Below are 13,247 nucleotides of genomic sequence, written 5' to 3'. Positions count from 1 at the left end.
GACTGCCGATTACTGCGACGAATAGCGCTCGTATGCGGCTTTGTAAGTTTCCATATAGCGGCTCAATCCCATTTTCTCAAGCGTGGACACATAGCTGTCCCATTCGTCGAACGACGCGGTGCCGTTAATAAACTTCGCTTCCATTTCTGTCACGTAATCCTGAATATCCTGCCCCGTCGAAGTCATGAACTCGCTTTCTTCCGGCGTGAAGTTGAAATTGTACCAGATGTCTTCAATGGCGTGAGGTTTCGCTTTGTCCGCTGCGGCGAGCGAGCTTGGCAGCGTCTCGGAACCTTTGAAGTACGCTTCCTTGACCAGACCCGGATAGCTTCCGCCCAGCCAGGTGAACGACTTGGCCAACGCCTGATCCTGGGTTAATCCGTCCGGATTGTTCGTGATGTCTTTGACATACTGCAGACTGCCGTCCGCCGCTTTCTCAAATGTCTCGCCTTCTTTGCCCATGAAGTACAGCTGCGCGCCTTCGTCTCCGTAGAAGTAATCCATCCAGCGAACGGTCGCGGCCGGATTCGGATTTTTGTCGGTAATGGCGAATGCGCCTACGTGAACCATCGGCACTTTGATGTGCGAGTACAGTTGATCTCCATGCGGGCCTTCCAGCGCACCGAGTCCGATAAAGTCTTTGCGGCCCATCACTGTCTCGGGATTCGGAACGATCGTTGCGCCGACGACTCCCGACTGTCCTTTTGCGTTTACCGCTCCGCCGTCGATCGTAAAGATCTCTTTGTCCAGCAGACCGTCTTTGTGCAGTCCGTTGATATACTGCAGCACTTCCTTGTATTCCGGTCGAGCCTTCGTGAAGCGCAGTTCGCCGGTCTCTTCGTCCACATCGACGAACTTATGCCCGAGCCCGCGCGTTCCGAGTCCCCAGGCGCCTTTGACCTGATCGATCAGACCGCCTACGCCGGCTGCGCTGAATGGCACTTCGTCCGCCTGTCCGTTGCCGTTGAGATCGGTATTTTTGACTCCTTCCAGATATGCCCGGAATTCTTCGGTCGTAGTCGGCTCTTCCATGTTCAACTGCTCCAGCCAATCTTCGTTGATCCACAGCGGCGTGCCGACGAGCATAGACAGCAGCGACGGATCGTAGAACGAAGGCATCGAATAAATGTTGCCGTCCGGCATCGTCAATCCTTTGCGAATATCCGGGTACTGTTCCATCAGCTTTTTGAAATTGGGCGCGTATTGATCGATCAGATCGTTCAGCGGGATAAACACGCCCTGCTGGCCGTATCTCGTCAGCTCGTCCGATGACAGACGCGCGGAGTAGAATACGTCGGGGTACTCCCCGCCGGCCAACGCCAGATTACGCTTTTCGGTCAGCGTCTCGAACGGAATGAGATCAAAATTGATATTCATGCCGGACATGTCCTTGTACGTTTTCCAGATTAAAGTGTCTTCGAACTTGCTGCCGTTGCTGGGCGATTTGCCGGTGAAAAAGTTCAGATCGAGCGGCTCGGTTACGATCGGCATGCCGCTTTCGTTGACGGCAGCTTTCGTCTGCGCTTCCGCCTGCGGAGCGGCACCTCCGCCCGTGCAGCCGGATACGGCGACGGCGGCGATTAGCAGCGTAGACAGCTGGATCATTTTTTTGCGGACAGCGATTTTTTTCATTGGAAGTTCCTCCCGGATATGTAGTGTCAAATGTTGGCGCGGATCGGCTCAGCCTTTGACGGCGCCGATCATAACGCCTTTCGTAAAGTACTTTTGCAGAAAAGGATACAGCATCAGCATCGGCAGATTGGCAACGATAACAGCGGCGTATTTGATCGATTCCGCTTCCATCAGACTGCGGGCGAGCGAATCGTCGGTAATATCAACCATCTCTTGCATCTGACCCTGGATCAGAATCTCGCGCAAAAACAGCTGCATCGGATATTGTTCGCGGTCCGACAAATAGATTAAGGCATTGAAGTACGAATTCCAATGGCCCACCGCATAAAACAGCACCATAACAGCCAGTACCGGCAGAGACAGCGGCAGGACGATACGCAGCAGCGTTCTCGTATTGGAGCATCCGTCGATAAACGAAGCTTCCTGAAGCTCGTATGGAATCGACGTTTGAAAAAAAGTGCGGAGAATCAGTACGTTCCATACGGAGACCGCCGTCGGCAGCACCATAACCCAGAACGTATTGAGCAGGTTTAGATCTTTGATCAGCAGATAGGTCGGAATCAGACCACCGCTGAAAAAAAGCGTGAACACCAGCATAAAACTGAAAATGTTTCTCCCTTTAAAATCGCGCCTCGACAGCGGATAAGCCGCAGCGATCGTCAGAATCAGATTAAGAGCCGTTCCGGCTCCCGTATAGAGCAGTGTGTTCAGAAATCCGCGCACCAGCTCACGATTGGCGAACAGCCTCTCGTAACCGGCAAACGTAATATCCCGGGGCCACAGCCACACTTCACCGCGCAGCACGGCTTCCGGAGCGCTGAAAGAAGCAATGGCCACAAAATAAAGCGGATAGAGTACGATCAGCGTCACAACGCCAAGCAGCACATAAATGACGCCCGACGCGATCCGGTCGCTTCGGGTTTCCGGCATGGGACATCCCTCCTTTTTACCACAGACTGTTTCCGCTGATCCGGCGTGCAATCCGGTTGACGGACACCAGCATAATGAAATTGATAACGGCACTGAACAGCCCCACAGCCGCAGAGAAGCTGTACTGCGCGCCGAGGATGCCGCTTCGATACACATGCGTGGCGATCACGTCCGACGTTTCCATATTGAGCGAGTTTTGCATCAGAAACACTTTTTCGAAGCCGACGCCAAGCACGGTGCCGACGTTCAGGACCAGCATGATCACGATTGTCGGTGCGATTCCCGGCAGATTGATATGCCAGATTCGCCGCAGTCGGCTCGCACCGTCCATTTTCGCCGCTTCGTGCAGCTGCGGGTCGATACCGGCCAGCGCCGCCAAATAAATGATCGATCCCCAGCCCATGCCCTGCCAGACGCCCGACCAGACATACAGGCTTTTGAACCAGCCCGGCTCGGTCAGAAAAGGTCTGGCTTCTCCCCCAAATGCCACAATCATTAGGTTAAGCAGCCCGCTAGACGGAGACAAAAACAGCGACAGCAGACCGACCAGCACCACTGTGGAGAAAAAGTGGGGCGCATACGTTACCGTCTGAACAAATCGCCGGAAGCGTCCCGAACGGACTTCGTTCAGCATGAGCGCAAGCAGAATCGGAATCGGGAAACCCGCAATCAGCTCGTACACTCCGATGCCGAGCGTATTGGACAGAATCCGCCAGAAGTAGAAGCTGTCGAAGAATCGTTCGAAATGCTTGAAGCCGGCCCAGGGGCTGCCCCAGATTCCCTGATTGGCGATAAAGTCTTTGAAAGCGATCTGCACGCCGTACATCGGAATATAATGAAAAACGATAAAGTACAGCGCCACCGGAGCGAACAGCAGATACAGCTCCCAATTTTTCGACCAACTTCTTTTAGTACGTGCGAGCCGCTTCGCTCTTTTTTGTTTGCGCGTTTGGCGTCCGCTCAGCGTACCCGTGTTTTCCACATGAAGACCTCCTCCTTTTTCGATTGCGTGAATGGCTTTCGCAGCCTTATCGTAGCGCCGTCCGAAAATTTGCGGTATTGACCATTTTTGCGAAGCTGTTCCCCCGTTCCGATAAGGCTCGAAAAGGAGAAACACCGTAATTCACGCTCTTTATCGCAAAAAAAGACAAGGTTTTTTTACATCGGCTTAATCGAGAACGTTAATTTCATTGACGCTCTTCCCGTACAATGGCCTGAGGCTTTCATAGGATCGGAGCAAAAAATCCGCACGGCAAGGGAGGAAGATCGTCATGATTCACGGAAAAAGACGGACGCTGTTCGGACGGCTGCTGCTCAGCTTCGCCGTACTTATTCTTATGTTCACGCTCTGCCTCGGACTGGTATACCAGCTTTTCAAAAACGGCCTGCAAAGCGAAATTATCGATGCCAGCCGTCTTGAAGCGGACAGTGCCGCCGAACGATTCGGCGGTTACTTCGACCAGGTGGGCATGATGCTGTTTACCTTGAACGAAGATCCCGACGTAGTCGGCTTCGGCAGACAGCTGCGCGTGCAAAATCCGGACACGACCGACTATCTTCAAGCACGAAAAGCGATCGAAAAGCTGCGCTGGAATGCGTATAATTCTTTCTTCTACTTGGAGGACGCCGCGGTTCAGTTCGACGCTTCCGACCTTGTTTTGTACAAATCGGGCAGCGCTTCTTCCGCATACTTCTTCGACCGCAAATACCGTTCGGACACTTACACCTCGGAATTCTGGAAGCGGCAAATGGAGGAACCTCCCGGTTACACGCTATATCCCGCTATGCAGATCGAGACGATCGAAGGCATCGGCGATTCCAAATGGCTGCTCCCCTACCGATTCTCGCACGGAGAAGGCAGTCGCCAGACGATCGCGCTGATCGATATCGCCAGTGCGGCCGAAGCTTTTTACGAACAGGAAGGCGGACGTTCGTTGTCCATTTTGGATCGCAGCGGACAGCTGCTGTACACTTCCGGAGGAGACGGCGCCGCACCCAACCTTCCGACGTTCGCCGAAGGAGAAACGGTTGCGCTTCGCAGCGATACTTATTATCTGAAGCGGGAAGGCGAGGACGGTCTTTCCTATATCGCTTCCGTCCCCGCCGACCATATCGGACGTCAATTGCGTCAAATGACGGAACTGATGACCGCGGCAATGGCCGGTTCGATCGCGGCCGCTCTCGGCGCCGCTTATCTGCTCAGCCGCCGTTTGAATCGTCCGGTGCAGCGGCTTCTCGGCCGGCTGCTCGACCGCAAACCGGACATCCCTTATCCCGACGAAGGGATCGCCGAATACGATTTGATCGGCAGCAAGCTTTCCGAGCTGATGCGGGAAAAAAGCGAAGTGCGCGACAAGCTGAACCGCCATCGTTCGCTGCTTGCAAGCTTCGGTTATATCAATGAATTGAAGCGAATCAATACGGACATTGGAGAGTGGGAAGATTTCCGTTCGGATGCTTCGAATTATACGGTGGCGCTGCATCGGATCAACTTCAGACGCAGCGCCGTCCCTCCGGCCGAGCGCGAAGAAGAAATTCGCCGTCTCAAAGAATTGATTCATCTTCTGACGAGTGAACGCTTCGAATATGCGCATACTTTCCAGATTGAAAAAGACGAGATCGTATCCGTACTCAAGGAAGTCGATGCCGAAAGGGTTATGCAGCTGCTGCGGCATATCGAAGAAGTAATCGGCGGCGAAAGCGAACGCTTCCTGATCGTCTCCGCCATTGCGCCGGCTTCCCGAAGCGTAAGTCAGTTCGGCGATGCTTACGCTTTCGTTCGAAGGCTGGTCGATCAGGCGCCGCTTGAAGAACATATGCAGATTTTGACGGAGTCCCGCCTTCTTCCTTCCTCGGTCAGCCTGAGCGATGCGCAGGAAAAAGAGCTTCGTTCGGCGATTCAGGAAGGTGCTTCCGCGCGCTGTCTGCAGTTAATCGAGCAGGCGCTGGATTCGCTGCGGCGAAATGGTGCCGGCGCAGATCAGGTTCGCTTTTTCGCCAATGGTATCGCCCAGAAAATTCTGCACACCGCCGAAGCAGCGCACAGCGACCTTCCGTCATTCCGCGCGCTGAAGAAATGGGCGGCCGAACTTCCCGAATGCCGCACATTCGACGAATACGGAGAGTCGCTAAAGCTGCTGACCGAATCGGCCTGCGCGCTGATCCGCCAGAGCCGCAGTACGGACGAAGAACCGGTGATTGCGCTGTTTTTTGAAATTCTCCGCAAACAGTATGCCGAAGATCTCTCGCTCGATTATTTGTCGGAACGACTTAATTTGTCGGGTACTTACCTTTCCGCTTATATCAAGGAGAAGACCGGTCTTAACTTCAGCGATCACTTAACGAGCGTACGTATGCAAAAGGCCAAGGAGCTGCTGCTTTCCACCCGGCTCAACGTAAGCGAAATCAGCCGCTCGGTCGGCTATTCGCATATCACCTCGTTCAATCGCAGCTTCAAGAAAAGCACCGGACTCTCGCCCGGCGAATATCGCAAACAGCAGATGTATCGTTTAAGCTCCGGATAACCGGAGCTTTTTGTTTGTTGGAAAAGTTGTATCCCCAATTTGTTGACAGGACAACTATTTATCTTATATAGTTGTTTAGACAATTATATTTTCGAAAGCGATCAGGAGGATACTTTTTGGAACAGAACCACTCGGTTAAGGAACGATTATGGACGCGCAATTTTTTAACAATAAGCTTCAGCAGCTTTTTTATTTTTATCAATTTTTATATTCTTGCCGTGACGCTTCCGGCCTATGCACTTGAGCATCTGGACGGCAACAATGGCAGCATCGGACTGGTTACGACGATATTCGTGATCGCGGCGGTTATTTTCCGTCCGCTGACAGGAAAATGGCTGGATGAGATCAACCGCAAAAAACTGCTCGTCTTCTCCGTCGTTATGTTCGCGGTCTGCAGCTTTTTCTATCTCTGGGTAGATAGTTATCCGCTGCTGCTTGCTCTGCGCTTCGTGCACGGCATCTCTTTTGGTATCGCGGCCACGACGACATCGACTGTCGTACTGGATGTGATTCCCCGGAAACGCAAAGGCGAAGGCATCGGCTACTTCACCCTGTTTATGAGTTTGGCCATGGTATTCGGTCCGTTCGTCGGCTTGTCCGTTTCGTCGGGAGCGGGCTACCCGGTCATGTTCGGATTGATCGTCGTCTTCGCGGTTCTTGCCTGTGTCTGCGGCGTTATTACGCCAATTCCGCAGCATGAACGTCAGCCCAGCGATTTGAGTGCCTGGAACATCCGGCGCTTTATCGAATTCCGCGCTATTCCGGTGGCCATGGCGGGTTTCCTCGTCGCTTTCGCTTACGGGGCGATCTCGACGTTTATCTCCGTATATGCCGACTCGCTCGGCTTGAAAAGCGTCGCCAGTTACTTCTTTATCGTCTTCGCCGCGATGGTGCTGCTGTCTCGTCCGTTCACGGGAAGGCTGTTCGATCGCCGCGGCGCGCACGTGCTTGTCTATCCGGGCATCGCGCTGTTCGCTGTCGGCATGATCGCACTTAGCCAGGCCGATACCGCCCTGTTTTTCCTGCTGACGGCAGCCGTAATCGGACTGGGATACGGCGCCATTATCCCGAGCTTCCAGACACTCGCGATCCAGTCGTCTCCTCCGCACCGCAGCGGACTTGCGACCGGTACCTATTTCGTCTTCTTCGATCTCGGCTACGGACTCGGATCCTATTTGCTCGGCTTGGTCGCCGCATCCTTCAGCTACTCGGCGATGTATCTGACCGGCGGTATCTGTGCTCTGCTCGCTTTGGCTGCATATTTCGGTCTGTATCATCGCGGAGAACAGCGCCGAGTCGGACTCGCTGGGAACACTGAATCCCGGGAAGCTTCGGTATAAAGCCGTACGCTCGATAGATAATGATTTGAAGCGACCGCACCTATTGGTTGCCGTTCAAGTGTATAGGTGGATCTATAGATAATTGTACGCGCAGTTGGACAGGCAGCAGCAAAAAAAGGACCGAGAGCATGTGCTCCCGGTCCTTTCTTGTATAGATATGTCCCGCTTTTTTTATCTTTTAGTTCACAAGCCGGTATTCTATTTCCGATCCGTATAAGGTCGGTCGCTTCGACCGATAATCAGATTCGCAGACTGCCGCGTCGGATCTGTTGTGTCGCGCATATCAATGTCGTCTTCACGATCGTGAACCGAGTGTCCAACGGAATGGTCCGGCGTATCCTTGAGTTCGTTCTGTTGAACACCCGCTGGCGGCACACTTTCGTCTACCGGAGCCATTCCAGGAGTGCGACTTGTCCCATTCGGATCGAAGTACGAAGTATTATTTGCTCCATTTCGTTCAAAGATTTCATAGATTTGACTTCGCATCGCTTCATCCGCATCAACCATAACCAGAACATCGCCGTTCTGAACCCGTTCATCATAGTATTTTGCTTCTTTCTCTGGAATACCTAGGCCGATCAATCCTCCGGTAAGTCCTCCAACACCTGCTCCTACTGTAGCTCCCGCAAGTCCTGCAGCAATCGGTCCGGCTGCAAGCAGCGGTCCGATTCCTGGAATAGCCAGAGCGCCGAGACTTGCAATAACTCCAGCCGCACCGCCGAGTGCACCGCCTGTCAAAGCTCCAGTTGTCATACCTTCCGGTGCTTTAGTCCCTGTTTCATTGCGAATTTCTTCTGATTCCTGTGTTTCTTTAGCAACGACGGAAATATCATCCCGATTATATCCTGCATCCTGAAGATCTCGAATAGCCTTTACTGCCATTTCTTGACGTTCGAATGTCGCCGAAATTTTCTTATTCATTTTAATTCCTCCCCGCTATTTGCTATAAACATTTGTACCCTTCGACAATTGGGGTCAAACTTTCGCAAAATGGGAAAGCTCAAACCCGTCTTTAAAAGTCCTATCCCCCTTTCTTCCCTTGGCGCTTGAAACTGCACATAGTATTATAGGACTATGCGATTATGGTATCTCGGATCAGCGTCAACAAGGAGGAAATCTGCAAAATGAGAAAACCAGAACGTCCGGAAGCCTATCTGAGTCAGCTCCTTCATGCGATCGAAGATTGCATTTATTTGATGAACTGGGATGGCGAGCAATTTCGCTACCGCTATGTTAATCGTGCAGCGGCTAAACTCAGCGGCATTGGACCTGAACATGAAGGGCGAACTTTTTTTGAAGTGTTTGAACATGAACCGGAAATGGGCAGATACTTACATCAAAAATACTTGAAAGTCGTCGATGAACGTCGAAGCGTCCGTTTTGAAGACGGAATTCTGCTTCCGAGCGGAGCCCTCAGCGGAGAAAGCATTCTCTCACCAATTTTTAACGACCAAGGAGAAGTTCAAGCTGTCGCTTGTATGACGCGCGATATGGTAACGAGTGAGGAATCAGAACAGAGACTGCACCACTACGCGTATCATGATGAGCTGACCCAACTTTTCAACCGACGCTTCTTATACGAATTTACCCATAAGCCATTCTGCTTGTTTCTAATTGATCTCGATAATTTCAAAAATATTAACGATGCGCTCGGACATGAAGTCGGCGACACGCTGCTGATTGAAGTTGCCCAGCGCTTCAGGAATTCGTTCGGCGCCCCTTATGTGATTGCTCGTCAAGGAGCCGACGAGTTTATCATTGTATGCGAGACACCGATTTCCCGACCCGAAGAGATAGCGAAACGGATTCTGGAAGTGCTGGACAAGCCGTTTCAACTAGGGCAACAAATGGTTCGTGTCAGTGCGAGTCTCGGCATTTCTTCGGCCGCTGAGCGGACAGATTTGTCTACTCTGCTTCGTCAGGCCGATATCGCGCTTTATTATGCCAAAAGCAAAGGCCGAAGCCGATATCATGTCTTTAACGAAGCCTTTCATTACGATCAGCTTGTCAAATTCGATTATGAGATTGCACTTAATCAATGCATTGAGCGCGAGGAGCTGCTGCTGCATTATCAGCCGATTTTCGATCCGCTGCACAATAAAGTTGTCGAAGTAGAGGCTCTGCTGCGCTGGAATCTCGGACACTCGGGACTTGTATCTCCCGCAGATTTTATTCCCGTTGCGGAAGAAACCGGATTGATCGTTCCGATTGGCGAATGGGTGATCCGACAAGCCTGCAAAGACTTTCCACGGATTCGCGAAAAATTCGGTCCGGATGTGCGTATTGCCGTCAATATTTCACGGGCTCAGTTTGAAGAAGAGCAATTTATTGACCGACTGAACGCGATTATTGCAGAGGAAGGACTGACTCCTCGGCAGTTTGATTTGGAGGTAACCGAAACGCTCGTTATGCGTAATCTTGAACAGATCTGCGTTATTCTGAAGCAGCTGAGAGAACAAGGTTATATGATTTCACTCGATGATTTTGGAACCGGCTATTCTTCCCTAGGAATTCTGGCACAAATTCCGATCGACAAATTCAAGCTGGATCGATCGTTTATTGTGCAGATGAATCCGGCTGTTATTTCCGCGCTGCTTGTTATGGCACGGGCTATGGATCTTGATGTCGTTGCGGAAGGCGTAGAAGATGGCGATCAGCTCATCCAGTTGATGGATATGGGCTGTCCCAATATCCAAGGTTACTTAATCTGCAGGCCAATGAGCATAGATGACCTGCCTGGAATCTGGTTTGCGAATCGTCACAGTCGGATTGGCTAGGCTGCTGAGTTCTACGCTTGCGATTCGGATAATTATACGGACAAAAAAAGCTGTTTCGCTCCGCAACTGCGGAATCGAAACAGCTTTTTTTACTTCATATTTCAGAAAATGCTTCATCGCTTGAAACACTCGGATTCTCGGCTTATCAGCGAATCAAGCCTACCTCACGTGCCTGTTCTTCAGTCAAAATGAACTGCTCTTTCTCCCAGTAATCTTGATCCTTGTCCAGGCCGAACATATCGATGATTTTGTCCCAAATCTTCCGCTGCATCGCTTCCTGTTGGGTAATCATAACCTTCATTGTTCAATTGCTCCTTTCCTTCGGTGCAGCCTATACTGCCTTTACTATAGCTTTACCCGCCTGGATTGCGGTGCGACGCGAAGAAATGCAATTTGATTGGTCCCTCCTTATTGTTTCGAATGCGAAGGATGACGGAAACAATCTTTCAGGTGGTCATTGACCATGCCCCCGGCCTGCATCAGCGCGTAGCAAATCGTACTGCCGACAAAACTGAAGCCTCGTTTCTTCAAGTCTTTACTCAGCCGGTCTGAAATTTCCGTTCTGGCAGGGACATCCTCCGGCTTGACGCGATGTCCGGCAATTGGACGATCGTTTACGAATTCCCAAATATAATTGTCAAAACTGCCGAATTCCTTCTGCACGCGCAGAAAAGCATTTGCGTTCTGAATAACGGACTTTAGCTTCAAGCGATTGCGAATAATTCCGGCGTCCTGCATCCATTCCTCTATTTTGTCCGGTCCATACTGTGCAGCAATTTCCGGATCGAATTGATCCATCACCAGACGATAATGCTCTCTCTTTTTCAATACCGTATACCAGCTTAGTCCTGCCTGTGCACCTTCCAGTGTCAGCAGCTCAAACCACTGCCGGTCGTCGTGTACCGGTACGCCCCATTCCTCGTCATGATAACGGATATACAACGGATCGTCGTTAACCCATCGGCATCTGACAGGCTGCTGTATCATACGACCATCCTCTCTGCTTTCAACGGATTGTTTGAAACTATTGCAGTCCAGGTCCGCGTTTTGGCAATAAATTCACATAATCGTCCGATGATTTCATCAGCTTCAAAATGTATTCATAATCATCCCGATACGGTTCAAGATCGGCAATCGGCTCGTGCGTTTTCAGAGAAACAGCTTTGCCATCTTCAAAGCCTTTTCCCGGAATGAATAAAATGCCGTCTCCGACAAATGATCCGGTCGGCAGATAATAACGAATTCCAATCACATTCCGATCCGTATTTAGAAGATCCCGTCCGAATGCCAGATAGCCTTCCTTTTCCAGCGATATGCCAAGTAGGTTCATTAGCGTAGGCACAATATCCATTTGACCGCCTGCCAGCTCCACTACTTTTCCGTCATTGAAACCGGGAACGCGAACGATCAGCGGGACGTTAAGACGGCTTATATTGGCTTCATACGAAATGTCCAGCATCGAGGATACCCAATCGGGATCGTTCTCGGTTGTAGACAATCCGCCATGATCCCCGTATACGACCAGCATCGTATTATCCCATAGTCCCTTCTGCTTCAGACCGTCGATCAGCTTGCCGAGCGCATAATCCGTGTAATGTTGGGCGTTCATATACCTACCCAGCTGAGTTCCCTGCAGCCGTTCGGGAATATGAATTTGTGCAAACTCTTTTGGCACATCAAACGGCGCATGACTGGATGTCGTAACGAACTGCACGTAAAAGGGTGAACCGTCGGCACTCATTTCGTCGATTTTTTCCAGGCCGACACGATACATCTCCTCATCTGAAGCGCCGAAGTTGTTGAAATGATCGTTCTTGTAGCTGGGTTTATCGTAATAGCTCTGAAAACCGAGTGCCGGGTACAGCTGGTTTCGATTCCAAAACGAGGCGTTATTGATCTGGAAGGTGGCTGTCTTGTATCCTTTATCTCCTAATAAGCGCGGCGAACTCGGAATAACCCGATCGCCGTAACCGGTCGACATGGCAATCTGCGCTGTCGGATAGATCGACGTGTTCGAAATAAATTCGGAATCCGACGTATTGCCCTGCCCGATCTGCTGAAAAATATGCCGGAAGTAAAAACTTTGTTCGATCAATGCGTTCAGATTCGGCGTTACTTCAGTTCCGTCCAGATTGTAGCCAATCGGGAAGGTCTGAAACGATTCCATCTGTACGACTACAATATTCATTCCTTTGGCTGAACCAAAGTAAGCGGGTGAGTCTCCGGCTGGAGAGGACTTTTTCCCCTGATCGTTATAAGGAAAAGAAGCCTGCAGTTCCTTCACCTGCTCAGCAATCTCTTGGGGCGATGTCGCAGCAATCAAATCGCGCTCTTTGCGTTTTTCAATCGCCGTGCTGACCTGATAGTTTAGAAAACCGATATTTTCAGCCCGAATAATTTCATTGCTGATTGCAGAACCCCGATTGATCCATACCCCGGACAGCAGCAGACAGACCACCAGCATTAATGCCACTACGATGCGGCTCATTCGGGTAGCGGCTTCGTTCCAAAAGATCAAACCGCTTTCTTTATTGAACGACAAGTTTCCGCGTGATCGGCGCTTCCGTACTGCTACTAGAGCCAGCCGCCCGCCTTTGATTAGAAGGTCAGCAAAAAAAATGAAATACGCAGGTTTGATCAAACCTCCGAGTACATTGCCGACTTCAGGAACCTGACCAAGCGAACCTAAGACGATGTACGTCGGCACGGAGCCGAAATACGATTGGTAGACGGCAGCCGAGAAAAACATGACGGATAATAAAAGATTAACCGGCCAGGCGACGGCTGTTCTCCAACGCCGCGGTACCAGTAATTCCAGCAAACAGGTTAACCCAATTGCCGTTAGCAGATCGATAAATATTCCGCCCAGTTCATATTCCGCAAAAAAGAACCAGCGCAGCAGCAGCAGCTTGACAAATAACAGACAGACCGAGACCAGAAATATGCGGTCAGGTCTATGGCTCGTCTTGGAATGAGCCGAAATCAGTTTCATTGTTTCATTACCTTCTTTAGTAAGAGAATGTTGAGTCCAAGTCTCATTATAA

At 51.0% G+C, this 13,247-nt stretch carries 10 protein-coding genes; 3 read left to right on the top strand and 7 right to left on the bottom strand.

The window, feature by feature from the left end:
• Nucleotides 1–9: 9 nt before the first annotated feature.
• The 3 genes from F456_RS0106520 to F456_RS0106510 are packed head-to-tail and all read right to left on the bottom strand — an operon-like array spanning nucleotide 10 to nucleotide 3,544.
• Nucleotides 10–1,632: an extracellular solute-binding protein gene (locus tag F456_RS0106520; RefSeq protein ID WP_018976200.1), complete on the bottom strand. Its 1,623-nt coding sequence runs from the start codon at nucleotides 1,630–1,632 to the stop codon at nucleotides 10–12.
• Between the two features lie 48 nt (nucleotides 1,633–1,680).
• Entirely contained in the window at nucleotides 1,681–2,562 is an 882-nt protein-coding gene (locus tag F456_RS0106515; RefSeq protein WP_018976199.1) for a carbohydrate ABC transporter permease, read from the bottom strand.
• Between the two features lie 16 nt (nucleotides 2,563–2,578).
• Nucleotides 2,579–3,544 (bottom strand): ABC transporter permease, encoded by a 966-nt coding sequence (locus F456_RS0106510; protein ID WP_157060013.1) that lies wholly within the window; start codon nucleotides 3,542–3,544, stop codon nucleotides 2,579–2,581.
• Nucleotides 3,545–3,833: 289 nt separating this feature from the next.
• Between F456_RS0106510 and F456_RS0106505 the strand changes: the two genes are divergently transcribed.
• Both F456_RS0106505 and F456_RS0106500 read left to right on the top strand, forming a co-directional pair.
• Nucleotides 3,834–6,086 (top strand): helix-turn-helix domain-containing protein, encoded by a 2,253-nt coding sequence (locus F456_RS0106505; protein WP_018976197.1) that lies wholly within the window; start codon nucleotides 3,834–3,836, stop codon nucleotides 6,084–6,086.
• 116 nt (nucleotides 6,087–6,202) lie between these two features.
• Complete coding sequence (locus F456_RS0106500) at nucleotides 6,203–7,426, top strand: MFS transporter (protein ID WP_018976196.1); 1,224 nt, start codon at nucleotides 6,203–6,205, stop codon at nucleotides 7,424–7,426.
• A gap of 198 nt (nucleotides 7,427–7,624) precedes the next feature.
• Here the strand turns inward: F456_RS0106500 and F456_RS21925 are convergent, their stop codons facing one another.
• Nucleotides 7,625–8,347 carry a general stress protein gene (locus F456_RS21925; protein WP_018976195.1) on the bottom strand — a complete coding sequence of 241 codons (723 nt, stop codon included), beginning with the start codon at nucleotides 8,345–8,347 and terminating at the stop codon, nucleotides 7,625–7,627.
• A gap of 203 nt (nucleotides 8,348–8,550) precedes the next feature.
• On the opposite strand from F456_RS21925, the gene F456_RS0106490 reads away from it, so the two are divergent.
• The gene (locus tag F456_RS0106490) at nucleotides 8,551–10,203 is read left to right on the top strand and encodes a putative bifunctional diguanylate cyclase/phosphodiesterase (RefSeq protein WP_018976194.1); all 1,653 of its coding nucleotides are present in this window, start codon (nucleotides 8,551–8,553) and stop codon (nucleotides 10,201–10,203) included.
• 145 nt (nucleotides 10,204–10,348) lie between these two features.
• Here F456_RS0106490 and F456_RS24530 read toward each other — a convergent pair whose 3' ends face one another.
• From F456_RS24530 to F456_RS0106475, 3 genes are all read right to left on the bottom strand, one after another.
• Nucleotides 10,349–10,504 (bottom strand): hypothetical protein, encoded by a 156-nt coding sequence (locus F456_RS24530; protein ID WP_018976193.1) that lies wholly within the window; start codon nucleotides 10,502–10,504, stop codon nucleotides 10,349–10,351.
• 107 nt (nucleotides 10,505–10,611) lie between these two features.
• Nucleotides 10,612–11,190 carry a DNA-3-methyladenine glycosylase I gene (locus tag F456_RS0106480; RefSeq protein WP_018976192.1) on the bottom strand — a complete coding sequence of 193 codons (579 nt, stop codon included), beginning with the start codon at nucleotides 11,188–11,190 and terminating at the stop codon, nucleotides 10,612–10,614.
• A gap of 37 nt (nucleotides 11,191–11,227) precedes the next feature.
• The gene (locus F456_RS0106475) at nucleotides 11,228–13,195 is read right to left on the bottom strand and encodes an LTA synthase family protein (RefSeq protein ID WP_018976191.1); all 1,968 of its coding nucleotides are present in this window, start codon (nucleotides 13,193–13,195) and stop codon (nucleotides 11,228–11,230) included.
• Between the last annotated feature and the right edge of the window lie 52 nt (nucleotides 13,196–13,247).

This window comes from Saccharibacillus kuerlensis DSM 22868, assembly GCF_000378145.1.
Classification (GTDB): Bacteria; Bacillota; Bacilli; order Paenibacillales; family Paenibacillaceae; genus Saccharibacillus; species Saccharibacillus kuerlensis.
The sequence above is the reverse complement of the archived record's forward strand: the minus strand, read 5'-3'. Positions and strand labels throughout refer to the sequence as shown.

Bases quoted from the DNA above. Each gene is read 5' to 3' on its own strand.
- F456_RS0106520 (WP_018976200.1), bottom strand. From the start codon at position 1,632: ATGAAAAAAATCGCTGTCCGCAAAAAAATGATCCAGCTGTCTACGCTG.
- F456_RS0106515 (WP_018976199.1), bottom strand. From the start codon at position 2,562: ATGCCGGAAACCCGAAGCGACCGGATCGCGTCGGGCGTCATTTATGTG.
- F456_RS0106505 (WP_018976197.1), top strand. From the start codon at position 3,834: ATGATTCACGGAAAAAGACGGACGCTGTTCGGACGGCTGCTGCTCAGC.
- F456_RS21925 (WP_018976195.1), bottom strand. From the start codon at position 8,347: ATGAATAAGAAAATTTCGGCGACATTCGAACGTCAAGAAATGGCAGTA.
- F456_RS0106490 (WP_018976194.1), top strand. From the start codon at position 8,551: ATGAGAAAACCAGAACGTCCGGAAGCCTATCTGAGTCAGCTCCTTCAT.
- F456_RS24530 (WP_018976193.1), bottom strand. From the start codon at position 10,504: ATGAAGGTTATGATTACCCAACAGGAAGCGATGCAGCGGAAGATTTGG.
- F456_RS0106480 (WP_018976192.1), bottom strand. From the start codon at position 11,190: ATGATACAGCAGCCTGTCAGATGCCGATGGGTTAACGACGATCCGTTG.
- F456_RS0106475 (WP_018976191.1), bottom strand. From the start codon at position 13,195: ATGAAACTGATTTCGGCTCATTCCAAGACGAGCCATAGACCTGACCGC.